At 60.9% G+C, this 23,501-nt stretch carries 24 protein-coding genes; 6 read left to right on the forward strand and 18 right to left on the reverse strand.

Translation table 11 applies throughout. The features are described 5' to 3' along the window. Positions 1-543 precede the first annotated feature (543 nt). Together HF949_RS00565 and HF949_RS00570 are read left to right on the forward strand one after the other, a co-directional pair. Positions 544-1,032, forward strand: coding sequence for a (2Fe-2S)-binding protein (locus HF949_RS00565; protein ID WP_292897593.1), 489 nt, complete (start codon positions 544-546; stop codon positions 1,030-1,032). Positions 1,033-1,048: 16 nt separating this feature from the next. Further along, positions 1,049-1,849, forward strand: a complete 801-nt coding sequence (locus HF949_RS00570) for an FAD binding domain-containing protein (protein WP_292897595.1) — start codon at positions 1,049-1,051, stop codon at positions 1,847-1,849. Positions 1,850-1,943: 94 nt separating this feature from the next. Here the strand turns inward: HF949_RS00570 and dgcN are convergent, their stop codons facing one another. The 8 genes from dgcN to hutI form a co-directional block, all read right to left on the reverse strand. Further along, the gene (gene dgcN / locus HF949_RS00575; protein ID WP_292897597.1) at positions 1,944-2,939 is read right to left on the reverse strand and encodes an N-acetyltransferase DgcN; all 996 of its coding nucleotides are present in this window, start codon (positions 2,937-2,939) and stop codon (positions 1,944-1,946) included. A 136-nt stretch (positions 2,940-3,075) separates the two neighbouring features. Then, entirely contained in the window at positions 3,076-4,626 is a 1,551-nt protein-coding gene (locus tag HF949_RS00580) for a TRAP transporter large permease (RefSeq protein WP_292897599.1), read from the reverse strand. Next, positions 4,623-5,132 (reverse strand): TRAP transporter small permease subunit, encoded by a 510-nt coding sequence (locus HF949_RS00585; RefSeq protein ID WP_292897601.1) that lies wholly within the window; start codon positions 5,130-5,132, stop codon positions 4,623-4,625. Before HF949_RS00585 ends, HF949_RS00580 begins: the two co-directional genes overlap by 4 nt. A 59-nt stretch (positions 5,133-5,191) precedes the next feature. Next, a complete protein-coding gene (locus tag HF949_RS00590) occupies positions 5,192-6,283 on the reverse strand; it encodes a TRAP transporter substrate-binding protein (RefSeq protein ID WP_292897603.1) in 1,092 nt (363 codons plus the stop codon). Between the two features lie 27 nt (positions 6,284-6,310). After that, positions 6,311-7,984, reverse strand: a complete 1,674-nt coding sequence (gene hutU / locus HF949_RS00595; RefSeq protein WP_292897605.1) for a urocanate hydratase — start codon at positions 7,982-7,984, stop codon at positions 6,311-6,313. 3 nt (positions 7,985-7,987) lie between these two features. Continuing rightward, positions 7,988-8,791: an N-formylglutamate deformylase gene (gene hutG / locus HF949_RS00600; protein ID WP_292897607.1), complete on the reverse strand. Its 804-nt coding sequence runs from the start codon at positions 8,789-8,791 to the stop codon at positions 7,988-7,990. A gap of 169 nt (positions 8,792-8,960) precedes the next feature. Further along, positions 8,961-10,502: a histidine ammonia-lyase gene (gene hutH / locus HF949_RS00605; protein WP_292897609.1), complete on the reverse strand. Its 1,542-nt coding sequence runs from the start codon at positions 10,500-10,502 to the stop codon at positions 8,961-8,963. After that, positions 10,499-11,707, reverse strand: coding sequence for an imidazolonepropionase (gene hutI, locus HF949_RS00610; protein ID WP_292897611.1), 1,209 nt, complete (start codon positions 11,705-11,707; stop codon positions 10,499-10,501). Before hutI ends, hutH begins: the two co-directional genes overlap by 4 nt. Before the next feature lie 108 nt (positions 11,708-11,815). Here hutI and HF949_RS00615 point away from each other — a divergent pair, with 108 nt between their 5' ends. From HF949_RS00615 to rpe, 3 genes are all read left to right on the forward strand, one after another. Beyond that, positions 11,816-13,186: a formimidoylglutamate deiminase gene (locus HF949_RS00615; RefSeq protein ID WP_292897613.1), complete on the forward strand. Its 1,371-nt coding sequence runs from the start codon at positions 11,816-11,818 to the stop codon at positions 13,184-13,186. Beyond that, a complete protein-coding gene (locus tag HF949_RS00620; protein ID WP_292897615.1) occupies positions 13,183-13,881 on the forward strand; it encodes a GntR family transcriptional regulator in 699 nt (232 codons plus the stop codon). The genes HF949_RS00615 and HF949_RS00620 overlap by 4 nt, the downstream gene beginning before the upstream one ends. 65 nt (positions 13,882-13,946) lie before the next feature. After that, on the forward strand, positions 13,947-14,618 hold the full coding sequence (rpe, locus tag HF949_RS00625; RefSeq protein ID WP_292897617.1) for a ribulose-phosphate 3-epimerase: 672 nt from the start codon (positions 13,947-13,949) through the stop codon (positions 14,616-14,618). Between the two features lie 75 nt (positions 14,619-14,693). Here the strand turns inward: rpe and pal are convergent, their stop codons facing one another. The 9 genes from pal to ruvC form a co-directional block, all read right to left on the reverse strand. Then, positions 14,694-15,197 carry a peptidoglycan-associated lipoprotein Pal gene (pal, locus tag HF949_RS00630; RefSeq protein WP_065818148.1) on the reverse strand — a complete coding sequence of 168 codons (504 nt, stop codon included), beginning with the start codon at positions 15,195-15,197 and terminating at the stop codon, positions 14,694-14,696. 182 nt (positions 15,198-15,379) lie between these two features. Beyond that, complete coding sequence (gene tolB / locus HF949_RS00635; RefSeq protein ID WP_292899957.1) at positions 15,380-16,687, reverse strand: Tol-Pal system beta propeller repeat protein TolB; 1,308 nt, start codon at positions 16,685-16,687, stop codon at positions 15,380-15,382. 70 nt (positions 16,688-16,757) lie between these two features. After that, positions 16,758-17,822: a hypothetical protein gene (locus HF949_RS00640; RefSeq protein ID WP_292897619.1), complete on the reverse strand. Its 1,065-nt coding sequence runs from the start codon at positions 17,820-17,822 to the stop codon at positions 16,758-16,760. A gap of 4 nt (positions 17,823-17,826) precedes the next feature. Beyond that, a complete protein-coding gene (gene tolR / locus HF949_RS00645; RefSeq protein ID WP_292897621.1) occupies positions 17,827-18,282 on the reverse strand; it encodes a protein TolR in 456 nt (151 codons plus the stop codon). Positions 18,283-18,291: 9 nt separating this feature from the next. Beyond that, positions 18,292-19,005, reverse strand: a complete 714-nt coding sequence (tolQ, locus tag HF949_RS00650; protein ID WP_292897623.1) for a protein TolQ — start codon at positions 19,003-19,005, stop codon at positions 18,292-18,294. Positions 19,006-19,321: 316 nt separating this feature from the next. Continuing rightward, positions 19,322-19,789 (reverse strand): tol-pal system-associated acyl-CoA thioesterase, encoded by a 468-nt coding sequence (gene ybgC, locus HF949_RS00655; RefSeq protein ID WP_292897625.1) that lies wholly within the window; start codon positions 19,787-19,789, stop codon positions 19,322-19,324. Then, positions 19,786-20,832 (reverse strand): Holliday junction branch migration DNA helicase RuvB, encoded by a 1,047-nt coding sequence (gene ruvB, locus HF949_RS00660; protein ID WP_223021725.1) that lies wholly within the window; start codon positions 20,830-20,832, stop codon positions 19,786-19,788. The genes ybgC and ruvB overlap by 4 nt, the downstream gene beginning before the upstream one ends. A 55-nt stretch (positions 20,833-20,887) precedes the next feature. Continuing rightward, on the reverse strand, positions 20,888-21,508 hold the full coding sequence (gene ruvA, locus HF949_RS00665) for a Holliday junction branch migration protein RuvA (protein WP_292897629.1): 621 nt from the start codon (positions 21,506-21,508) through the stop codon (positions 20,888-20,890). Further along, entirely contained in the window at positions 21,505-22,020 is a 516-nt protein-coding gene (ruvC, locus tag HF949_RS00670) for a crossover junction endodeoxyribonuclease RuvC (RefSeq protein ID WP_007007075.1), read from the reverse strand. The genes ruvA and ruvC overlap by 4 nt, the downstream gene beginning before the upstream one ends. Positions 22,021-22,066: 46 nt before the next feature. On the opposite strand from ruvC, the gene HF949_RS00675 reads away from it, so the two are divergent. After that, positions 22,067-22,900 carry a sulfite exporter TauE/SafE family protein gene (locus tag HF949_RS00675; RefSeq protein WP_292897638.1) on the forward strand — a complete coding sequence of 278 codons (834 nt, stop codon included), beginning with the start codon at positions 22,067-22,069 and terminating at the stop codon, positions 22,898-22,900. Here HF949_RS00675 and rcdA read toward each other — a convergent pair. Next, positions 22,866-23,399 carry a protease adaptor protein RcdA gene (gene rcdA, locus HF949_RS00680; protein ID WP_292899958.1) on the reverse strand — a complete coding sequence of 178 codons (534 nt, stop codon included), beginning with the start codon at positions 23,397-23,399 and terminating at the stop codon, positions 22,866-22,868. The genes HF949_RS00675 and rcdA overlap by 35 nt on opposite strands. Positions 23,400-23,501 lie beyond the last annotated feature (102 nt).

Here is a 23,501-nt window from a genome sequence, read left to right on the forward strand (position 1 = left end):
CAAGTCTGCCAATCGGACCGGAACTCCGGTCGTCAAATCCGATCAGCCGGGCGAGCGGACCGCCTGATAGCCCCGTTCGCCCCCAAGATCAAGCGCCCAGCTCGAAATTCGCGCTCTCCGCAGCAAGCGCATCAACGACAGAAATGCATAACACTTCAAGCATAAATAGAAATTTGTTGAATTAATAGGCCATATCAATCAAATTTATTTAAGGAGGATGCTATGTATAAACTGGCAATTTTTCTTTCGGTGTTCATCTCACTCGGCGCCCAGAATGCGAGAGCCTCGGAGATGATTTTTCATTGCCGCGCTTTTGGCGCAGTCTTTGAGGTTCACACCAGCTCGCCATGGAGAGCCTATTCGGACGCCTTTGCATTTCTTGTCCAAAATGGATTTCCGAACCACCCTCAAACCCTTCGCGCTATTAGCTGTCGTCTTCACCGCGCTTGAATGGCAGCAGGGCATGGACAGGAAAGCTCCATAGGTTAAGTTGGCACCCGACCAGCGTATCAGCCACCGAAAATTCCAGTAGGCAGGTATTCCATGACAGACGTGACGATGACGGTGAACGGAAAAACGGTTTCGGGCACCGTCGAGGGCAGAACCCTGCTCGTGCAGTTTCTGCGCGACAGTCTTGGCCTGACCGGAACCCATGTGGGATGTGAAACGTCGCAGTGCGGAGCGTGCACGATTCACATGGACGGTCGATCGGTCAAATCCTGCTCCATGCTCGCCGTGCAGGCCGACGGCGCCGCCATCACCACCATCGAAGGCTTGTCCGATGGTGGTGACCTGCACCCCGTCCAGGCAGCTTTCAAAGAGCATCACGGCCTTCAGTGCGGCTTCTGCACACCAGGCATGATCATGGCTGCAACGGACATGATTCGCCGCCACCCGGAAGGGCTCGACGAAAAGACCGTGCGTGAGGAGCTCGAAGGCAATATCTGCCGGTGCACCGGCTATCACAACATCGTCAAGGCGATCATGGCCGCTTCCGAGGCGATGAACAGCGCCGCCAACAAGGCCGCGTAAGCCGGGAGAACAGACTATGTATGACGTCACCTATCACCGCGCCGGGTCTGTTAGCGAAGCACTGAACCTGCTCGAAGCCGCTGAGGAAGGGAAATTCATAGCCGGCGGACAAACCCTGATTCCAGCCATGAAAACACGGCTGGCCGCACCGTCCGATCTCGTGGATTTGCGCCACGTGGCAGAACTGAAATCAATCTCGGTTGCCGACGGAAAGGTCACTATCGGTGCAGGTGTCACGCACGCTGAAGTCGCTGCAAGCAGCGAGATCAGCGATGTATGCCCCGCTTTGTCTCATCTCGCCTCCCTCATTGGCGATCCCCAGGTCCGTCATATGGGCACTATCGGCGGCTCGCTCGCAAACAATGACCCCGCCGCCGACTATCCCGCAGCAATGCTCGCCCTGGCCGCGACCATCATCACCAGCAAGCGCGAGATCGCAGCAGAAGATTTCTTCACTGGCCTGTTCGAAACGGCTCTGGATGACAATGAGTTGATCACCGCCATTCGCTTCGAGGCTCCGGAAAAAGCCGGCTACGGCAAGTTCCCCAATCCCGCTTCGCGCTATGCAATGACCGGCGTTTTCATTGCACGGAAGAGTGAAACCGTCCGCGCCGCCGTCACTGGCGCCGGTGATGACGGAGTGTTCCTCTGCTCCGAACTGGAAAGCGCCCTGAGCACCGATTTCAGTGCAAACGCATTGGATGGCTTGTCCGTACCAGCAGAAAATTTGATGACCGATATTCACGCAAGCGCGGACTACCGCGCCAGCCTCATCGTTGCCATGGCAAAGCGCGCTCTCGCCATGGCAAACGGTTGACTGTGGAAGCCGCGCATTCGTCACCGTCTGCCCCGTGCGATCGTCACGGGGCAGAGTGACGCGTCAGCCTGACAGGGGCAAGTGCCGTCCGCCCTCAGCCCAGTGCGTCAACGAGGCGTGCGGCGCCCTGCCGGAACGGATCGGCCGTGGGCAGCCCCATGCGTGCCTCGATCTCTTCAAGGCAGGCTTTTGCGTCCGCATCGTTCAGCGCCGCTGTGTTTACAGAGATGCCCACCACCTCGACGTCCGGATTGACCACACGCGCTGTCTCCAGCGCCAGATCGCGCAGGGCCTCCAGACTGGGAAGCTGATAGTGCGGCAGGCCGCGCATATGCGTACGTGTCGGCTCGTGACAAAGCACCAGTGCATCGGCCTGGCCACCATGGATCAACGCCATGGTCACACCGGAGAACGAGGGATGGAAGAGACTGCCCTGCCCCTCGATGAGATCCCAATGGTCGGCATCGTTGTCCGGGGTGATGTGCTCAACAGCGCCAGCCATGAAATCGGCTACCACCGCGTCAAGTGGAACGCCTGAGCCGGTGATCAGGATGCCTGTCTGGCCCGTCGCGCGGAACGTTGCCTTCATGCCGCGCTCACGCATTTCGCGCTCCATGGCAAGTGCGGTGTACATTTTGCCGACTGAGCAGTCCGTTCCGACTGCCAGGCACCGTTTGCCGCTCCGTCTCTTGCCGTCTGCGATGGGGTAGTCTTCCTGAGGCACGCGAACGTCAAAGAGCTGCGTGCCCGCTTTCTCGGCGGCTGCCACCAGTGCAGGCTGTGCTGTCAGCCGGTTGTGCAGACCAGACGCGATATCCATTCCGGCCTCGGCAGCGGCCACCAGCGTGGCCATCCAGCTCTGGGAGATCACGCCGCCACGATTTGCAGCGCCCACCACGAGTGTCTGGGCGCCGGCTTCCTTCGCCTCGGCTATCGTCATTTCCCTGAGGCCGAGATCCGCCTTGCAGCCATCGAGGCGCAGCTGGCCCACACAGAACTCCGGTCGCCAGTCCTTGATCCCCTGGGCAACCTTTGCAGTCAGGGCATCAGGGGCATCACCAAGAAACAGGAGATAGGGCGTCTTAAGCATGAGCGGGCGCTCCCTTAGAATTGTTTTACCGGCTCATCAATGATCCAGACACCCCTTGTCAAGCTGCAGTGGACCAGACAGGGCGTCCTGGATCAACACTTGGGCAGTGGCTGAGCCAGCGTTTGCCGACCAGATGCTAAAAGATGGTTCCCGGTAGCCATGTTGAAATCGACGGAAGCAACCAGATAACGCCCATCCCGACGATCTGCAGGATGATGAATGGAATAACGCCGCGATAAATCTGTCCCGTAGTGATTTCCTTGGGCGCTGCCGCCCGCAGGTAAAACAGCGAGAAACCGAATGGTGGGGTCAGGAACGATGTCTGCAGATTGATGGCGATCAGTATCGAGAGCCACAGCGGATCATGCCCCATCAGGATCAGGATCGGCGCCACCAGAGGGAGGACAATCACCGAGATTTCCACGAAATCCAGGAAAAAGCCGAGAATGAAGATCATCGCCATCACGAAGATCAGCGCCCCCTGTGGGCCACCCGGCATCGAATTAAGAATATCCTCAACCCGGGCATCGCCGCCCAGCCCCCGAAAAACCAGCGAGAAGACGCTTGCAGTCAGGATCGTGGCGAAGATCATGGCCGTGACCGTCATGGTGGAGGTGACGATGGGGGTCAGAATACCTCTCCTGCGCGCCCTGCCGATAGAGATCACGATAGCGATGACGCCAAGAACCAGAAGCCCGGTCGTGAGCGCCGCCATGCCCCACTCGAACAAGCCGGCGTCGCTGCGTTGCAGACGCACGGGAAAAAGCCCTGCAAGAACGGCAACCGCGCCGAGTGCGGCCGCACCCAGAACAATCATGCGGCCATTGCCCTCGCTGCGGACACCGGCCAGAAGCAACGCACCGATCGCGCCCACACTGGCTGCTTCGCTCGGTGTGGCGACACCACCGAGAATGGATCCCAATACGGCAACGATAAGCAGAACGGGAGGAACCACCGCACGCTGCACCTCCTGCCGCCCGGGCCGGTCCCCTGCCTCCATCAACGCAGGAGCGGTTTCCGGTTTTAGTGCGGCCCGCGTCATCAGGTATGCGATATAGACAGCGACAAGCGTCAGGCCCGGCAACAGGGCTGCGGCGAAGACCTGCCCCACAGAAATCGTCTCAATGGTGAATTTGCCCTGCTCATACTGCGCCTGCTGATAGGCGGTGGACATCACGTCGGACAGGATAATGAGGAGGGTCGAAGGCGGGATGATCTGGCCAAGCGTTCCGGATGTACACACAACGCCTGAAGCAAGCTTGGGGTCGTAGCCGTTGCGAACCATCGTGGGCAGCGCAATAAGGCCCATGGCCACCACGGTCGCGCCGACAATGCCGGTGGATGCCGCAAGCAGCGCCCCCACCAACACCACCGAAACGCCAAGGCCTCCACGTAAGCCGCCAAAAAGACGGCCCATCGTTTCGAGCAGTTCTTCAGCGATACGACTCTTTTCAAGAACCACGCCCATGAACACAAAAAGTGGAATGGCGATCAGAACTTCATTGGTAAGCGTCCCGAACACCCGCTGCCCCAGCGCTCCCAGGAGCCCGACGTCGAACTGCCCCGTCATCCAGCCCAGGAAGGCGAAGAACGCTGCGGTTCCCGCCAGCATGAAAGAAACCGGATAGCCAATCAGGATCGCGACGATGAGCGCCGCAAACATCAGAATGTCGAGGGGTAAGGTCATGCGGCCGGGTTTTCTTCACGAAGACGCGCAAGATCACGCAGAATGCAGGCAAGCCCCTGAATAATGAGCAGCACACAGAACAAGGGGATCAGCGACTTGAGCAAAAAGGAAGCGGGAATGCCACCGACGGAGATCGCCCCCTCCATGATGGCCCAGGAATTGCGCACGGATGGCCAGGAGTACCAGCCAATCATCACCATTGAGGGGATCAGGAAACAAAGCGCCCCGAAAATGTCGATCCGCGCCCTGCCACGCGGACCAAACATTCCGTAGAAAATGTCCACGCGCACATGCCCGTCCACCAGAAGCGTGTAACCGCCGGCCAGCATGAAGAGCGCGGCATGCAGATAGAGCACGGTCTCATTCATGAAGATAAAGCTGATTCCGTACACGTAGCGCAGCACCACGGTTCCAAACTGGACCAGCACCATGGCAAGCGCCAGCCAGCGCACCGCCGCGCCTACCACCCGGTTGATCCGGTCAAGTCTGTCCGCCAGCTCCAGCATCACGAGCGTTCCCCGAAATGAAAGAGGCCGGGCGCAGACGCCCGGCCCGGTCGATTGTGTCAGCCGCCGTAATTATAGTCCAGCGCCCGGGCGTTCATCTGCCCGTTGTCCGCATAGACCATATAGTCGGCGATGCCGGAACGGTACTCGAGGAAGCTCTCGACAATGCGCTTCACGAGTTCATCGTTGTCCTCACGCAGTTCCGCGATCACCTCGCCCGCGGCGTTGCCCATGGCGACGATCACATCCTCGGGAAGCTGTTTCACCTGCACGCCCTGCTCGGCCACAAGCTGCTTCAGCGCAGCGGCGTGTTTGGTCGTGTACTCCGTCCACACCGGGTTGTAGAGCGATTCACAGGCATAGGCGACGGCCTGCTGAAGATCTTCCGGCAGCGCATCGTAAGCGGCCTTGTTGACCGCGCATTCCTCTGCCGAAGAGGGCTCGCCGACACCCGGCCAATAGTAATTCTTCGCGACCTGATAGAAACCAAGCGCCGAATCCGTCCATGGGCCGATGAACTCGCCCGCGTCGATCGTCCCGGACTGCAGTCCCTGAAACATGTCGCCGCCGCCCATGGCCTGCACGGCCATACCGAGCTTGGCGCACATTTCGGAGGCAAGACCGGTGGTGCGGAAACGCAGGCCCTTCAGATCGTCAACCGAATTGATCTCGTTACGGAACCAGCCCTGCCACTGCGGGCCGGAGTTGCCGCACAGGAACGGCTTCAACCCAAAGCGGCCATACATCTCGTCATAGAGAGCCTGACCGCCACCATGGATCAACCAGCCGAGCTGCTCGTCGGCGCGCAGGCCGAAGGGCTGTGAACCGAAGAGCAGAATGCCGCGCGACTTCGACCCCCAATAGGCGGGAACCGCGTGGTAGAGTTCGGCTGTACCTTCCGACACCGCATCGAACACACCATTGCCAGGTACGAGTTCGCCGGCCGCATAGAGCTTCACTTCCAGCCGCCCGCCCGAAAGCGCGGTAATGCGATCGGCGAGCATCTGTGCGGCAACACCCGGGCCCGGCAGGTTCTTCGGCCACGCCGTAACCATCTTCCAGGTGATCTTGTCCTGCGCGATCGCCGGAGCTGCAAGCCCCGTCGCCACACCGGCAACGCCGGCAGTTTTCAGAAATTGACGTCTTTTCATTTTAAACCCCTCTGTGCTGTTGTTTTCTTAATTTCCAAGAATCCCCGGCAGCCGCAAGCCTTTTTCCTTCGCCCAGTCGAGCGCAATCTCATAGCCTGCATCGGCATGGCGCATCACGCCGGTTGCCGGGTCATTCCACAACACACGCTCAAGGCGACGTGCTGCATCCTCCGTGCCGTCGGCACAGATCACCATCCCCGAATGCTGCGAAAAGCCCATGCCCACGCCGCCGCCATGATGCAGCGAAACCCAGGTCGCGCCCGAGGCGCAATTGAGCAGTGCATTGAGCAGCGGCCAGTCGGACACGGCATCCGAGCCATCTTTCATGGCCTCGGTCTCGCGGTTGGGTGAGGCCACGGAACCGGAATCCAGATGGTCACGCCCGATCACCACCGGAGCCTTGAGTTCACCCTTGGCCACCATTTCGTTGAAGGCCAGCCCCAGCCGGTGCCGGTCGCCAAGGCCGACCCAGCAGATGCGCGCCGGCAGACCCTGAAACGCGATGCGCTCCTTCGCCATGTCGAGCCAGCGATGCAGATGCTCGTTGTCGGGCAGAAGCTCCTTCACCTTCTCATCGGTGCGATAGATGTCTTCCGGGTCACCCGAAAGCGCCGCCCAGCGGAACGGACCAACACCACGGCAAAACAGCGGTCGGATATAGGCCGGCACGAAACCGGGGAAGGCGAAGGCGTTCTCAAACCCCTCCTCCAGCGCCACCTGACGGATATTGTTGCCGTAATCGAGCGTCGGGATGCCTTGATTCCAGAAGGCAACCATCGCCTCCACATGCTCCCGCATCGAGGCACGCGCAGCCTTCTCCACCGCCTTCGGGTCACTCTCGCGCTTCTCGCGCCATTCGGCGACGGTCCAACCCTTCGGTAGATAGCCGTTCACGGGATCATGCGCGGATGTCTGGTCCGTCACCATGTCAGGCTTCACGCCGCGTCGCACCAGTTCCGGCACGATTTCCGCCGCATTGCCGACCAGACCGACCGACTTTGCCTCGCCCGCCTTTGTCCAGCGATCGATCATCTCCAGCGCTTCATCCAGCGTCTGGGCCTTCTCGTCCACATAGCGGGTGCGGATACGGAAATCGATACGCGTCTCATCGCACTCAATGGCAAGGCAGCACGCACCCGCCATCACCGCAGCCAGCGGCTGCGCACCGCCCATCCCGCCAAGCCCTGCGGTCAGGATCCACTTGCCCTTCAAATCGCCGCCATAATGCTGGCGGCCAGCCTCCACGAAGGTCTCATAGGTACCCTGAACGATGCCCTGCGAGCCGATATAAATCCACGAGCCGGCCGTCATCTGGCCGTACATCATCAGACCCTTTTTATCGAGCTCGTTGAAATGGTCCCAATTGGCCCAGTGCGGCACGAGATTGGAATTGGCGATCAGAACGCGCGGCGCATCCTTATGGGTGCGGAATACGCCCACCGGCTTGCCCGACTGGACGAGCAGCGTCTCGTTTTCCTCAAGTGTCTTCAGGGTCGCGGCAATACGGTCGAAATCGTCCCAGGTCCGCGCGGCCCGCCCGATGCCGCCATAAACCACGAGCTCATTCGGATTCTCGGCCACATCGGGATCGAGATTGTTCATCAGCATCCGGAGCGGTGCTTCGGTCATCCAGCCCTTTGCGTTCAGTTCGGCCCCGCGCGGTGCGCGGACTTCACGTATGTTGTGACGCGGATTGGTCATGGTTCATGCCCCCTTCAAGGTCGGCGCGATCTCGGAAAGACGCGCCAGAATGGCTTTGAGATGCGGGCGCAGGCGGGTCGCCTTTTCCTCGGAAAAATCGAACGGGACAGCCTCGCTTTTCAGATGCGTCGCCTGAGCCAGTTCCATCTGAATGGCATGTTCGCCGCGATCCGGCCTGCCGTAATGCCGTGTGGTCCAACCGCCGACAAAGCGCCCATTGAGCACACTCGAATAACCGTCCGCCGAAGCGCAGATATCCGCTGTCGCCTTCTCGATTTCCGGTGCGCAGGTCTTGCCGTGATTGGTGCCAATGTTGAAATCGGGCAACTCCCCCTCAAACAGGAATGGGCAGTGCGAACGGATGGAATGGCAATCATAGAGGATCGCCACTCCATGCAGGGCCTTCACCCGCGCAATCTCGGCTTCCAGCGCCGCATGATAGGGCCGATGGAACGCCTCCACCCGGTCCCTCACATCCTCTTCTGTCGGCGCTTCACCCTCCCGCCAGATGGGTCGGCTGTCGAAATCCGTGAGCGGCACGAGGGTGGTGGTATTCTGGCCGGGATAAAGGCTTTCCCCGGACGGATCGCGATTCGCATCGATCACATAGCGGTGAAACGTCGCCCGCACCGTGGTCACTCCGTCGAGCAGACCATCATAGAGCCTGTCCACATGCCAGTCCGTATCGGTCAGAAGCTGGCCCTGTTCGTTGAGCCGGGCCTTGATCGCAGCCGGCACATGAGTGCCCGTATGCGGCAGGCCCAGAATGACGGGCGAGGAGCCCTGATTCACTTCGACGGGGTTCATTCGAAAAACTCCAGTATTGGCGTCGGCCCCTCATCCTTACCCTCTCCCCGCTGGCGGGGAGCGGGAGGCGACGACGTCGCGGCTATCCTTCTTCTCCCCGCAAGCGGGGAGAAGGTGCCGGCGGGCGGATAAGGGGCGAGCGCCAACGCCGAATACAACATGTCCCGCATCAAACCTCGCTCCTCAGTTCCGGCAGAATATTTTCGGGAATGCTGGCATTCAGCTCCCCCGAACGCACGAGTTCAATGGCCCGCTCCAGATCGGGCGCCAGATAGCGATCCTCCTCCAGATCAGGCACCGCCTGCCGGATCGCCGCATGAGCGGCCGAAAGGGCCTCACTCGTCTTCAACGGCGCACGAAAATCAACCCCCTGCGCCGCTGTCACCGCCTCGATTCCGATAATGCCAAACAGGTTCTCCGTCATCGGAATGAGACGCCGAGCGCCATGGCAGGCCATCGACACATGGTCTTCCTGATTGGCGGAAGTGGGCGTCGAATCCACGGAAGCCGGATGCGACATCTGCTTGTTCTCGCTCATCAGCGCCGCCGAGGTCACTTCGGCAATCATCAGCCCCGAATTGAGCCCCGGCTTCTTCGCCAGAAACGCCGGAAGACCGAAGCTCAACGCGGGATCCACCAGAAGCGCAATGCGCCTTTGCGCAATCGCGCCAACCTCGCAGATGGCAAGCGCAATCTGATCGGCAGCCAGCGCCACCGGCTCGGCATGGAAATTACCGCCCGAAACCACCGTACCGTCCGACAAAACCAACGGATTGTCGGTCACCGCATTGGCCTCGATGGTCAGCGTGTGCGCCGCCTGGCGCAAGAGGTCGAGGCACGCCCCGTCCACCTGCGGCTGGCAGCGAATGCAATAGGGATCCTGCACCCGCTCATCGCCTTCCAGATGGCTTTCGCGGATCTGCGAGCCCTCAAGCAGCGCCCACAGTGCTGCCGCCGTGTCGATCTGCCCCTGATGTCCGCGCAGCGTGTGGATTTCCGGATGAAACGGCGCGGAAGAGCCCATGGCCGCGTCGGTCGACAATGCCCCGGTGATCAGCGCCGAGCGTGCCGCGCGATGCGCCCGGAACAGACCGGTCAGCGCCAGCGCGGTGGAAACCTGCGTGCCGTTGATCAGCGCCAGCCCTTCCTTGGCCTTGAGAACCAGCGGCGAAAGTCCCGCCTTGCGCAACGCTTCGCTGCCCGAAAGCCGCTCGCCTTTGAAGAAGGCCTCGCCCTCGCCCATCATGGCAGCGGCCATGTGGGCAAGTGGCGCCAGATCGCCCGAGGCGCCCACCGAGCCCTTTTCCGGAATCACCGGCACGACACCCCGCGCCAGCATCTCTTCGATCAGTCTCACCACCTCCATGCGGACACCGGAGGCTCCACGTCCGAGAGACAGAAGCTTGAGCGACATGATCAGCCGCACGATGCTTTCATCAAGCGGCGCACCGACGCCGCAGCAATGGGACAGAATGAGATTGCGCTGAAGCGTCTCCACATCGTGCGGCGGGATGCTCACGCTGGCGAGTTTTCCGAAACCGGTATTGACGCCATAGACAGCCGCATTGCCGCGCGCGATCTGATCTATCCGCTCCGCTGCCGCCTCGATGCCAGCATGGCAGCCCTTGTCGAGGCGTACAGGTGTGCCATCGCGCCAGATATGTTCCAGATCCCGGATCGTCACCGCACCGGGCGACAGAACAAGCGTCATGCATGATCTCCTGAAACAAGGCGATGGAGCGGATTGAAACCGATGCGATAGGCAAGCTCGGCGGGATGCTCGACATCCCAGATGGCGATCTCGGCGCGCTTGCCGGCCTCGATCGTGCCAATCTCATCGGCGAGTCCCAGAGCGCGTGCCGCTTCACGCGTCGCCCCGGCCAGCGCTTCTTCCGGCGTCATGCGGAACAGCGTGCAAGCCATGTTGATGGTCAAGAGCAGTGAGGCGAGCGGCGAGGAGCCAGGATTGCAGTCGGTGGCAACCGCAATCCGCACCCCATGCTTCCTGAGCGCGGCAAGCGGAGGATACTGCGTCTCGCGCAAAGTATAGAAAGCGCCCGGCAGCAACACCGCCACCGTCCCCGCCGCGGCCATGGCCGCAACGCCCTCTTCGTCGAGATATTCCAGATGGTCCGCTGACAGCGCACCGTAGGATGCCGCCAGTCTCGCTCCACCCAGGTTGGAAAGTTGCTCGGCATGTAGTTTTACCGGCAGACCAAGCGCCCGCGCCTTATCGAACACCCGGGCCATCTGCTCCGGCGAAAACGCGATCCCTTCGCAGAACCCGTCAACCGCATCAGCCAGTCCCTCGGCCTGGGCCATCTCCATGCCCGGAAGCACGACCTCATCGATATAAGCGTCTTCCTTGCCGCGATATTCCGCCGGCACCGCATGGGCGGCAAGATAGCTCGTCCTGATCCGCACCGGGCGCAGCGTTGCCAGACGGCGCGCAGCACGCAGCATCTTTAATTCATCTTGAATGGCGAGCCCGTAGCCCGACTTCACTTCAACTGTTGCGACACCTTCGGCCAAAAGCGCGTCAAGCCGCTTCAGCGCATCTTCGACCAGCGCGTCCTCACTCATCGCACGGGTCGCCGCGACGGTGGAAACAATGCCGCCGCCCGCGCGCGCCACTTCCTCGTAGCTCGCACCCTCGAGCCGCATCTCGAACTCTCTTGCCCGATTGCCTCCGAAAACAAGGTGCGTATGGCAATCCACCAGCGCTGGCGTCGCAAGCCGCCCGTCGAAATCGACACGTTTCCAATCGAGAAATGCGTCGGGCAATTCATTCGACACACCGGACCAGGCGATCTTACCATCGCTGATCGCGATAGCTGCATCCTCTGTCAGCCCGTAGGATCCGGAATTCTCGCACATGCTTGCCAAGCGGATACCGCTGATGACACTCTGCTTCATGACAGGAAGACCCCTCCCTCCTTGTACAGGGCATATTGCCTAAGCGCGCTTTATTGTCTAGTATTATTCCTATATGTATAGACATAATTAATCTAGGACTGGCACGCGATGCAAGCCATTTTTGCGCAGAATGCTCTCACACCAGACGGTTGGCAAAAAGATGTGCTTGTCGAGCTTAGTGATTCGGGCCGCATCAGCAACGTGACAGTCAAAGCGCAACCGGTCGATGGCAGAACGACCAGTGTTCCGCTCCTCCTTCCCGCCATGTGCAACCTGCATAGCCATACCTTCCAGCGCGCCATGGCTGGCCTTGCCGAGCGGCGGGGCCCGGCTGGCCGCGACAGCTTCTGGACCTGGCGGGAAATCATGTACCGCTTTCTGGACCTGCTATCGCCAGACGATGTGGAAGCCATTGCCGCTTTCGCCTTCATGGAAATGCAGGAAGCGGGCTTTGCCGCCGTTGCGGAGTTTCATTATGTCCACCATCAGCCGGGCGGTGCGGCCTACAGTGACGTCGGAGAACTGTCAGCACGCATCGCGAGTGCCGCAGAGCAGACAGGGATCGGCCTCACACTGCTGCCAGTCCTGTATCGCTATGGCGGCGTTGACCAGCGACCACTTCAAGGTGGCCAACAGCGGTTTGGCAACGATCTCGACCGATACCAGAAGCTGCTTGCCCGCGCCGAAGAGTGCGTGGCCAATCTGTCAGCGGATGCGCATCTCGGCGTCGCGCCGCATTCACTCCGCGCGGTCGGCCTTGATGACCTTCGCGAGGCTCAGTCCATGCGCCCGGATACACCGCTCCACATGCACATCGCCGAGCAACTGCCGGAGATCGACGAGGTGCGCGCGGCCTACGGACAACGTCCGGTGGAATGGCTGCTCGACAATTGCGGCGTCAACGAGCGCTGGTGCTTGATCCATTGCACCCACATGACCGACGAAGAAACCGCAAATCTGGCCGAAACCGGCGCTGTTGCCGGACTATGTCCGGTGACCGAAGCCAATCTGGGAGACGGAATTTTCAACGGTCCGCAATACCGGCAGGCCGGTGGCGCACTCGGTATCGGTTCCGACTCCAACATTCGCATCACCGTTGCCGAGGAGTTGCGCCAGTTCGAATACTCCCAGCGCCTGCGCGATACCGCCCGCGTGGTGCTGGCCGGGCACGGGCGATCCTGCGGTCGCACGCTTTATGATGCTGCGCTTGCAGGCGGATCACAGGCCCTCGGCCGTGCTTCCGGAGCGATCCAGCCGGGATACTGGGCCGACCTCGTCGCGATCAAGCAGTCCAGTTACGCGGGCGCAGCCCATGACGATGGTTTGCTGGACGGCTGGATCTTTACAGGTGACAATGGCGCTGTCAGCGACGTCTGGTCGGCAGGGCGCCATTGCGTACGCGAAGGGTCCCACATCGAACGCGAAACCATCGCTGCGCGCTATGCGCAGACGATACAAAATCTGATGGAGTTGCTGTGACCGGCCGACGCGCTTCATTTCGCACCATACGCGACGAGCTTTCCCGGCGCATTGCCGAGAGAGTTTGGCTGCCGGGAACACTCATCCCTGGAGAGGAAGCGCTGGCCGAGGAATTTGGCGCCGCCCGTGCCACGGTCAATCGGGCCCTTCAGGAGCTGGCCCGCGCCGGAATCCTCGAGCGAAAGCGCCGCGCGGGCACCCGCGTCGCCCTCCATCCGGTGCGTGAAGCCCGCTTCGTCATTCCACGCATCCGCCAGGAGATCGAAGCGCGCGGTTCCGAATATCAGTACCGCCTTTTGAGCGTGGAAGAGGCCAATGCACCGGAAGTCATCTGTGCCCGGCTCAGCCTGCTGACGAAGTCCAACATGCTGCATGTTCGCTGCCTCCATCTGGCGGACCGCGTTCCCTACCAGTTTGAAGATCGCTGGATCAATCTGAACACCGTGCCCGATGCCCGCACGGCCGACTTCACGCTGATGGGGCCGAACGAATGGCTTGTCGGCCACGCTCCGTTCTCGAATGCGGAATTTACGTTCATGGCGGGTGCTGCCAGTGCCGATGAGGCGTCCCTGTTGCAGATTAGGGAAGGCGACCCCGTATTCATCGGCGAGCGTATCACCTGGATGAAGGGTGAGCCGATCACGCTGGCCCACCTTGTCCATCCGTCCTCGCATCGCATGGTGACACATCTGTGAGGCACCTCGACAAGCGCCGGCAGAGGCGTTAGGGCAGGCCAGTCTCATCGTTCCGGGAAATCGCAATGACTGCGCGCAACACGCTCATCGCCCCTTCCATTCTCGCTTCGGATTTCTCTCGTCTCGGCGAAGAGGTCGAAACCGTCGCAAAGGCGGGCGCTGACTGGATACATCTTGACGTGATGGACGGGCATTTCGTCCCCAACATCACCTTCGGCCCGCCGATCATCAAGGCAATTCGTGACTGCACCGACAAGGTGTTCGATTGCCACCTGATGATCACGCCAGCGGATCCGTTCCTCACCGCGTTTGCAGATGCGGGCTGCGACATCATCACTGTTCATGCCGAAGCCGGTCCGCATCTCCACCGGTCCCTCCAGACGATCCGGAATCTCGGCAAGAAGGCCGGCGTTTCGCTCAATCCTTCCACTCCGGAAAACGTCATCGAATATGTGCTCGACGAGCTCGACCTCGTGCTCCTGATGACCGTCAACCCAGGCTTCGGTGGACAGGCCTTCATCCCGTCCGTGGTCGAGAAGGTGCGCCGCATCAAGGCAATGATCGGCGAACGCCCCATCGACATCGAGATCGATGGCGGTGTCTCGCCTGCAAACGCCGGGGAGCTGACTGCCGCAGGCGCCAATGTGCTGGTCGCCGGATCCGCCGTCTTCAAGGGCAACAGCGAAGAGGCCTACGCGAAAAACATCGCCGCAATCCGCGAGGCGGCAGACCGCTGACCCTCGATTGCGCCAATAAAAAAAGCCGCGCGGACAATGTCCGGCGCGGCTTTTTTTCGTTCCTGGTGCAGAAGCTTAGCTGCTGCCACCATTCAGCACCGTGACAGCACGGCGGTTCTGCGACCAGCAGGAGATGTCGTCGCAGGTCGCGACCGGACGCTCCTTGCCGTAGGAGATGGTGCGAATACGATTGGCGGCCACACCGCGGGCAACCAGGAAGTCCCGGGCAGAAGCTGCGCGGCGCGCACCGAGCGCAAGGTTGTACTCACGCGTGCCGCGTTCGTCCGCATGGCCTTCGACAGTGATCGAATAATTCGTATACTTGTTCAGCCACTGTGCCTGGCGCGTCAGCACCTGCTGCGCATCCGCACGGATCACCGACGAGTCGAGGTCGAAGAAAATCCGGTCGCCCACGCTGACGGTGAATTCCTGCTGCGATCCGGGAGGACCGCCTGCACCGCCGAGACCGATATCGGCCGCGTTGTTGGGAACCTGCTTATTGGCACACCCGGCCAGGGCAAGGGCCGCTACCAGAGCGATGCCAACCGGGTTTTTGGCGATAGCTGCAATCGACAGCATTGCCACCTCTCCTTCAGATTAGAGATATTTTGTTCAACGATCAGTAACCACGTTGCCGTTAAGGACCCCTCAAGAAACGCGGTTAACAAACCCCTATCGATACAAATCAGAACCGTTATTTCGCGCAAACTAGCTTAAAATGCGGCGGAAACGCGGCGTTTCAGTCAGAGCTCGCGGCTATCCTACTCAAGAAGCGGCGACCATGCCGGGTCCGAACCGTAATTCGCGGTCGGGATTTTCTGCTCGTTGCGCCCCGTCAGGTCGATCGAATAGAGCTGCGGACCAGCCGAGCCCGCGGGCTGACGGAAGAACATGATCACGCGACCGTTGGGCGCCCAGGTCGGCCCTTCCTGAAGGAAGCCGGAGGACAGAATGCGTTCGCCGGAACCGTCCGTCCGCATCACACCGATCTGAAATTGACCGCCCGTCTGCTTGGTGAAGGCGATCAGATCGCCGCGCGGCGACCACACGGGCGTCGAGTAGGTTCCATCACCGAAGGAAATACGCTTGGCATCCCCACCGCTAGCGCTCATCACATAGATCTGCGCCCGTCCGCCACGATCGGACGTGAACACGATTTGCGAGCCGTCCGGCGAATAGGACGGCGACGTATCAATCGCGTTCGAGGTTGTCAGACGCGTTGTATTGCGGCTTCTCAGATCCATCGCGAAAATATTGGAATTGCCGTCGTCGCGCAGCAGGCTCATCACGATCTGCTGACCATTGGGCGAGAAACGCGGCGCAAAGGTCATGCCCGGGAAATTGCCGACGAGTTCGCGCTGACCGGTCTCAAGCTGCAGCAGATAGACCTGCGGCTGCCCGCCCTCATAGGACATGTAGGTGATTTCCTGACGCGTCGGCGAGAAACGCGGCGTCAGAACGATGGCGCGCCCGTCGGTCAGGAAGCGCTGGTTCGCCCCGTCCTGATCCATGATCGCAAGCCGTTTCACGCGGTTGTTGCGCGGGCCGGACTCGTCCACATACACGATGCGCGTGTCAAAATACCCGGTTTCGCCGGTCAGCCGCTGGTAGATCGCGTCTGCGATGATGTGCGCAACACGCCGCCATTTGTCCTTGCTGGTGAAGAACTGCTCACCGACGAGCTGCTGGCCTGCATAAGTATCCCACAACCGGAACTCTGCCTTCAACCGCCCGTCCGGCGTCTCCGAAACCTTGCCGGTCACCAGCGCCTGCGCGTTGATCACCGTCCAGTCCTGAAAACGCGGCGCAGCATCCGGATTGGAGATTTTTTCGATAAAGGCGCCCTTCTCAATGGGCGCAAACAGGCCGGAACGCCGCAGGTCGGCTTCAACGACGCTGGCGATCTCCGCCCCTTTTCCATCCGCGGAGATAAACTCCGTGATGGCAATCGGCAGCGGTTCCACCACACCCTTGTTGATGTCGATCTCGACCACTGCCCTTGCCGGCAGCACCGCAATGCCAAGCCCTGCGACCAGCGTCGCGATCAGGAAGGTCGCTCTCATGATCATCTGCATTTGCTCCTGCCTCTCCCGCTTTGGTTAGGCTCAAGCCCCCATCGCCTTGCGAATGGTGCTCAGGTTAAAACATGTCGCTTGGATCGAAGTGGACGATGACTTCGGACCAGGTATCGTATTTTGCCGCCGGCAGATTGTAAGGCGCACACTGCAAAACGGCACGCCTCGCGGACTCCGCCGCGGCGCGTTCCACCATGGTCCCGTTACCGCCAGCAATAATGCGCGGACTGCCCTCGATGTTCCCGCTCGGATCAAGTTTCATCTGGACGGAAACTTTGAGGTTTTCCGCATCCAGCGCACCTGCGGGCACATTCCAGCAGCGCTGGATCTGGCCACGCAGCGCATCCATTTCGCTCTGTGAAAGCTTCTCGCCCGGTGTGCTACGGCTGCCGCCGAGAGACGCCTGTTCCTGCGAGCGCTTTGCACCGCCACCAGACGCCTTGTCCTTGTTCAGGAGCGCGGCCACCTCATCGAAAAGCTCGTCGGAATTCTGCGATTTCGGCTTCGAAGCGGTTTTCTGCGCCGGCTTGTCCGCGTCCTTCCGCTCAGGCGCCTTGGCCGTGCTCGCCTTGGGTGGCTGGGGACGCGACTGCGGCACAGGCGCGCTGTTGGGCAGCGCAACGCTCTCGGTCGCTTCGGGTGCTTCCGCCACCACTGCCTCTTCAGGCGCCGGGTCCGGCTTCACCTCCTGCTTGGGCTGTGGCTCTGGCCGCACTTCCGTCGCAGGCACCGGCGTTGGCTCGGCTGCCGCCTGCTGTTTCTCGGGCTCGGGCTTGGGTTCGGGTTTGGGCGTGGGTTTGGGAGCAGGCGGCGGTTCCGCCGTCTTCTCCACCTCACGGTTGCGCGGCTCGGGTGTGGGCGGCGTTTTAAGGTCGACATCATTGTCGCCTGTGTTCTGCGCGTTCTCCACCGGATCCGGACGCTTGGTCGGTGTCGGTGCCGGCTTCTCGGAAAGCTCCGCCTTCTTGTCACCCTCCTGCACCTGCGTCATCGATTCAATCGGAATGATGTCGACAGGCAGCGCTTCGACATCCGCCACCTCGAAGGCGCGCGGCGCCGACAGCGAGAACAGGCCGAAGCCCAGCAACGCAGCATGCATGGTCACCGATGTAACGAGACCCGCCTTCATTCGGTCAATTGCCTTCTTCCTGCAGAGTGACCAGGCCGAGATTGCGATATCCAGCCGCCGAAATGCGTGCCATCACCCGCATCACAGTGCCGTAATCGGCCGCGCGGTCACCGCGCACATAGATTCGCTCGTCATAGCCCGAGCGCGCTATCGCCTGCAGCTTCGGCACCACTTCTTCAATCGGCACCTCGGTTTCCTGGAGGTAGATCTGGCCCTCATTGTTGACCGAAACCGTGATCGGCTGCGTCTCGGAGTTCAGTGCCTTGGCCTGCGTTTCGGGAAGATCGATCGGCACGCCGACCGTCAAAAGCGGCGCCGCCACCATGAAGATGATGAGCAGCACCAGCATCACGTCCACGAAAGGCGTCACGTTGATCTCCGAGATCAGCCCCGTGCGAGAGCCACGGCGGCCACGCCGCCGTCCGCTTCTTCCGCCCGCCGAACCGACTGACATACCCATTGCGTTCTCCTAAGCCGCCTTGGCGGCGACCTTCTCGTCGATCTGGCGCGACAGAATGGTCGAAAATTCGTCCGCAAAGCCTTCCATCCGACCAGCGAGCTTGCTCGCGTCCGATGACAGCTTGTTGTAGGCGATAACCGCGGGAATGGCGGCCAGAAGGCCGATGGCCGTGGCCAGAAGCGCCTCTGCGATACCAGGCGCCACAACGGCAAGATTGGTGGACTTGGAACCGGCGATCGCCTGGAACGAGGTCATAATGCCAACCACCGTGCCGAACAGGCCAATGAACGGGGCAGCCGAGCCGATGGAGGCAAGAAAGCCGAGCCGGCTCTCAAGCCGCTCCATTTCGCGCGTCAAAGCCAGATCCATTGCCCTGTCGATACGTGTCTGCAAACCAATGGGCGAGCGCGCACCTTTCTCAAAACTCTTTTTCCATTCCCGCATGGCGGCGACAAAGATCGAGCCCATACCGGTGGTCTTGCGCTCGGAAAGCGCACGATAGAGTTCCTCGAGCGACTGGCCCGACCAGAAGGTCTTCTCGAAACGATTGAGGGCCGTGCGCATACGAGCGTAGGCGATCAGCTTGTCAACGATGATCGCCCAGGTCCAGACCGATGCGACAAGCAGACCGATCATGACCAGCTTGACCACCCAGCCTGCCTGCCAGAACAGAGCCCAGATCGACAACTCCCCACCCGGTGCGGCGAGCGTAACACTTTCCATGGATCAACATCCTCTTAAGATCAGGGCGGCGTACATCTCGGTCTCGGCCGCGCCCCTGCTTGCGTGCCGTTGCCTGCGTCCGATCCGAGGCGTCCCCGCAAGATGCTTCAACGCCCCTTTATCCGGTAAATTTTGGTGAAAGGAAGGCGCACGGATTCGCTACGGATTTCATGGTTTTCTTCATGAACCGTTATGGTTAATTAAGCGTTAGAAAATACGGCTGCGATCAGGTATTCGGTGCATGCAACAGTGGCAGTTGAAATAAAAGCCTTGCCGATATGCTCCACCACTGCGACCCAATATCACAAAATTTGTCTCACGTGCCCTTTGGTTTGAAGGCTGCGATCCACTCTTTCGGAAACCGGCGCGGCCGCCCGGACGCGCCGATGATCGCCGCCTCGACCTTCGCCTCCACCAGTACCTCCTCGCCACGCAGGAGCCGTTGCGCCATCTGAATGCGCGCCCCGGATATCGTCTCGGTGCATGTCTCCACAGTCACGATATCGTCCACACGGGCAGGCTGTCGAAACTCGATCTCCATTCGCCGCACCACCCAGGAAAGCACCTCGCCATGCTTGCCATCGGCCAATTCAGTGTGATGCACACCGGCAAGCCGCAGAAAATCCGAGCGTCCCCGTTCCAGGAATTCCAGATAACGGGCATGGTAGACCACACCGGTGAAATCCGTGTCGGCAAAATAGACCCGCGCCACGAGCCTATGCCCGAAATCGGTCAGTTCGCCTGAAAGCCCGACGCTCAAATTCCCGTCCGCAGCTTCGTTCATTCCCCGTTGCCCTCCTGAAACAGGCTGATCTGGGCTTCCGCGAGTTCTTTCGGTGGCTGCAGCCCCATGTGACGCCATGCCCTGGCGGCCAGCACACGCCCGCGTGGTGTACGCTGAATGAAACCCTGCTGGATCAGATAGGGTTCGATGATATCTTCGATTGCGTCGCGCGGTTCCGACAGTGCCGCCGCGATCGTTTCGATGCCCACTGGCCCGCCACCGAAATTTTCAACGATCATGGTAAGGTAGCGTCGATCGAGCTGATCGAGACCGAGGGCATCGACTTCAAGCCGCGACAGCGCCTCGTCGGCCACCTTCCGCGTCACCTCGCTCGCGCCCGCCACGGTCGCGAAATCGCGCACCCGGCGCAACAGACGTCCGGCAATACGCGGTGTGCCCCGCGCCCTTCGTGCGATTTCCTCGGCTCCGTCTGCCGCCAGCGGCAGGCCAAGAATGCGCGAGCCGCGTGTCACGATCGATTGCAATTCGTCGACGGTGTAGAAATCGAGCCGCACGGGAATGCCGAAACGGTCGCGCAGCGGCGTCGTCAAAAGGCCAAGCCGCGTCGTCGCCGCCACCAGCGTGAACTTGGCAAGGTCGATCTTCACCGAGCGCGCTGCCGGCCCCTCACCAATGATCAGGTCGAGCTGAAAATCCTCCATCGCCGGGTAGAGGATTTCCTCCACCGCGGGATTCAGCCGGTGAATTTCATCAATAAAGAGCACGTCGCGCTCTTCGAGATTGGTTAAAAGCGCCGCCAGATCACCCGCCTTTGCGATCACAGGGCCGGAGGTGGAGCGGAAATTCACGCCCAGTTCGCGCGCCATGATCTGCGCCAGCGTGGTCTTGCCAAGGCCGGGCGGCCCGACGAACAGCACGTGATCCAGCGCCTCGCCGCGTCCGCGCGCCGCCTCGATGAACACTTTCAGATTGGCGCGCGCTGCTTTCTGTCCGACGAAATCATCCAGCGACTGCGGACGCATCGTCGAGTCCAGGTCTTCACCGCGCTTGTCGGCTGCAATCAGCCTCTCGCCATCCGTCATTCGCAGGTTTCCATCTCACAACCACCAGAGGCACAAAGGGCAAACACTGCCCTGACTAACGCGCCAGTTCCTTCAGGCCAAGCCTGATCAGCGTGCCGGCATCCGCGCCCTCGCCAGCCGTCTTCATCGCGGCGGCAACCGCATTCGCCGCGACATCACGCGAATAGCCGAGATTGGAGAGGGCCGAAACGGCATCGGCGACCGGCGCAGGTGCTGCGCCCTCACCCAGTTCCTGCTTCAGGCCGATCGTGCCTGTCGCTTCGCCGGCATAGGCTGGCGCCTTGCTCTTCAGTTCGGTCACGATCCGCTCCGCGACCTTCTTGCCCACGCCCGGCGCGCGCGCCACGGTCGCCGCGTCCTTGAGCGCAATCGCATTGGCCAGTTCCGAAGCCGAAAGTGTCGAAAGCACCGAAAGCGCCACCTTGGCCCCCACGCCCTGCACATTGTTCTGCAAAAGGCGGAACCATTCGCGCTCCAGCGCGGTGCGGAAGCCGTAGAGCCGGATCATGTCCTCGCGCACATAGGTCTCGATGAACAGCGTCACAGCGGTCCCCTCGCCGTCGAGCGCCGCCAGCGTGCGCGCCGGACAATAGGCGACATAGCCGACGCCCCCCACATCGATGATGCAATGGTCTTCGGCAATCTCGTCGATGATGCCCTTCAGTTTACCGATCATTTGAGTGCTTCCATGGCCAGTCGGGAGGTGGCGGATTGCCTGTGATGAGCATGACAAATGGCGATGGCAATCGCATCCGCCGCATCGTCCGTATCGAATCGCGCCTTCGGCATGAGCACCTTCACCATCATGTGGATCTGCTTCTTGTCTCCGTGGCCGACCCCGATCACGGTCTTCTTCACCGCATTGGGCGCATATTCGGCGACCGGCAGCCCGGCTCGCGCCGGCACAAGCATGGCGATGCCCCGGGCCTGGCCGAGCTTCAGCGTTGCCGAGGCATCCTTGTTCACGAAGGTCGCTTCCACCGCCGCTTCGTCCGGCCGGTGGTCATGGAGAATGGCGTCCAGCCCGTCATGCAACTGGCAAAGTCTTGACGCGAGATCGGCCTTTCCATCGGATGTCACGGTTCCGGCCCCTACGAAGCGCAGGGAGTTGCCCTGCGCATCGATGATGGCCCAACCGGTGCGCCGGAGTCCGGGGTCGATGCCGAGAATGCGAATCGGTGTGTTCATGGCACTAACATAGACGCGGGCAGGCCCATTGCCACGCGCAAGCGACATGCGAGAAGGATCGCACTTCGCCAAATATCCTTTCGGAGCTGAACCGCTGCCCGATTTCGACCTCAGCCTTTCTCTTCTGACCGCCACCGTGCTGGTGGCAGGCGTGGTGCGAGGGCTTTCGGGTTTTGGCACCGGCCTGATCGTCGCACCCATTGCCGGAGCGCTCTATGACCCCGTGACGGCGGTCGTCATGCTCGTCATCATCGATTCGCTGCCCACCCTGCCCGTGGCGCTTCCCGTGGTGAAACTCGCCCGCTGGCGCGAGGTCCTACCTGTGCTCGCGGGGCTGGCGCTGTTCGTTCCGCTCGGGGTCTATATCCTGAAGAACGGAGACGAAATCGTTCTGCGCTGGATCATCTGTATGATTATTCTTGCCTGCGCGCTCACTCTGCGCAGCGGCTGGCGCTACCACGGTCCGCGCAGCCTGCCGCTCTCCTTTGGCATTGGAGGCATAGCGGGAACCTTGTCAGGCATCGCGGCGATCCCTGGCCCGCCCGTCATCATATACTGGATGGCGTCGACGCTTCCTGTCGCGGTGGTACGCGCCAATCTGATGACCCTGTTTCTGATTTCGGAGATCTTCTCCGCCGGCAATCTGTGGGCAGCCGGCCTGTTCGAGCAGTCCCGCGTCATGCTGGGACTGTTGATGATACCGCCCTACATGTTCAGCCTGCTCCTCGGCGGAAAACTCTACGGCATCGCCAGTGACACGACCTATCGCCGCCTCGCCTTCACGCTGATCATCGCCTCGGCGCTGATCGCGCTACCACTTACCGAGATGGTGTTTAACTGGCTGTTCAGCGATGCCCGAATGCTGTCTTCAACAGAGTGATCTGCTCGTAAACCGGATTGTTGCTGAAGAGATCTGCCCCTTCGGCCGGTGACGGCTCCCCCCCGTAGATTTCTTCATCCATCCGGCGAACCAGATCCTGAAGCCGCATCGAGCGCACCACGAGACTCTGGAATTTCTCGGGAAGGTCAGTCCAGCCCGGCGCCTGTTCCTGCGGTGAGTGCGTATCGAGGCGCACCTTGGATTTTTCCGCCGCCACCTGCTCACGGGTCATTTCGCCCGAGTTGGCGGCCCGTTGCAGAAGAAGCCATGAGGCAAGCTGCATGAGTCGTGTGGTCAACCGCATGGATTCAGCTGCGTAGAGAGCCGCTCCAGCACGCGTCAGGCATTTGGCATCCGCACGCCCATCGCCGTCGAGATATTCCGCAGCCTCTTCGACCAGGCTCATGCCCTGATTGTAAAGCGGTTTGAACGAATCCGAGAACACGCGATGCTCGGCCAGCTTGATCGTGGTCGCGCGACCGTTCCCGTTTTCAATCATTGTGCCTACGCCCCACCAGATACGATTGTTCCGGCCACCGCCGGTTGATGCGTTCAATCACAAGTGCGCCTGACTCTCAATGCCGGCACGCCACTCAAGAAT

Source organism: Nitratireductor sp. (assembly GCF_017794765.1).
GTDB lineage: Bacteria > Pseudomonadota > Alphaproteobacteria > Rhizobiales > Rhizobiaceae > Nitratireductor.

Coding starts and splice junctions, on each gene's coding strand:
- HF949_RS00565 (WP_292897593.1), top strand. CDS start 544: ATGACAGACGTGACGATGACGGTGAACGGAAAAACGGTTTCGGGCACC.
- HF949_RS00570 (WP_292897595.1), top strand. CDS start 1,049: ATGTATGACGTCACCTATCACCGCGCCGGGTCTGTTAGCGAAGCACTG.
- dgcN (WP_292897597.1), bottom strand. CDS start 2,939: ATGCTTAAGACGCCCTATCTCCTGTTTCTTGGTGATGCCCCTGATGCC.
- HF949_RS00580 (WP_292897599.1), bottom strand. CDS start 4,626: ATGACCTTACCCCTCGACATTCTGATGTTTGCGGCGCTCATCGTCGCG.
- HF949_RS00585 (WP_292897601.1), bottom strand. CDS start 5,132: ATGCTGGAGCTGGCGGACAGACTTGACCGGATCAACCGGGTGGTAGGC.
- HF949_RS00590 (WP_292897603.1), bottom strand. CDS start 6,283: ATGAAAAGACGTCAATTTCTGAAAACTGCCGGCGTTGCCGGTGTGGCG.
- hutU (WP_292897605.1), bottom strand. CDS start 7,984: ATGACCAATCCGCGTCACAACATACGTGAAGTCCGCGCACCGCGCGGG.
- hutG (WP_292897607.1), bottom strand. CDS start 8,791: ATGAACCCCGTCGAAGTGAATCAGGGCTCCTCGCCCGTCATTCTGGGC.
- hutH (WP_292897609.1), bottom strand. CDS start 10,502: ATGACGCTTGTTCTGTCGCCCGGTGCGGTGACGATCCGGGATCTGGAA.
- hutI (WP_292897611.1), bottom strand. CDS start 11,707: ATGAAGCAGAGTGTCATCAGCGGTATCCGCTTGGCAAGCATGTGCGAG.
- HF949_RS00615 (WP_292897613.1), top strand. CDS start 11,816: ATGCAAGCCATTTTTGCGCAGAATGCTCTCACACCAGACGGTTGGCAA.
- rpe (WP_292897617.1), top strand. CDS start 13,947: ATGACTGCGCGCAACACGCTCATCGCCCCTTCCATTCTCGCTTCGGAT.
- pal (WP_065818148.1), bottom strand. CDS start 15,197: ATGCTGTCGATTGCAGCTATCGCCAAAAACCCGGTTGGCATCGCTCTG.
- tolB (WP_292899957.1), bottom strand. CDS start 16,687: ATGATCATGAGAGCGACCTTCCTGATCGCGACGCTGGTCGCAGGGCTT.
- HF949_RS00640 (WP_292897619.1), bottom strand. CDS start 17,822: ATGAAGGCGGGTCTCGTTACATCGGTGACCATGCATGCTGCGTTGCTG.
- tolR (WP_292897621.1), bottom strand. CDS start 18,282: ATGGGTATGTCAGTCGGTTCGGCGGGCGGAAGAAGCGGACGGCGGCGT.
- tolQ (WP_292897623.1), bottom strand. CDS start 19,005: ATGGAAAGTGTTACGCTCGCCGCACCGGGTGGGGAGTTGTCGATCTGG.
- ybgC (WP_292897625.1), bottom strand. CDS start 19,789: ATGAACGAAGCTGCGGACGGGAATTTGAGCGTCGGGCTTTCAGGCGAA.
- ruvB (WP_223021725.1), bottom strand. CDS start 20,832: ATGACGGATGGCGAGAGGCTGATTGCAGCCGACAAGCGCGGTGAAGAC.
- ruvA (WP_292897629.1), bottom strand. CDS start 21,508: ATGATCGGTAAACTGAAGGGCATCATCGACGAGATTGCCGAAGACCAT.
- ruvC (WP_007007075.1), bottom strand. CDS start 22,020: ATGAACACACCGATTCGCATTCTCGGCATCGACCCCGGACTCCGGCGC.
- HF949_RS00675 (WP_292897638.1), top strand. CDS start 22,067: ATGCGAGAAGGATCGCACTTCGCCAAATATCCTTTCGGAGCTGAACCG.
- rcdA (WP_292899958.1), bottom strand. CDS start 23,399: ATGATTGAAAACGGGAACGGTCGCGCGACCACGATCAAGCTGGCCGAG.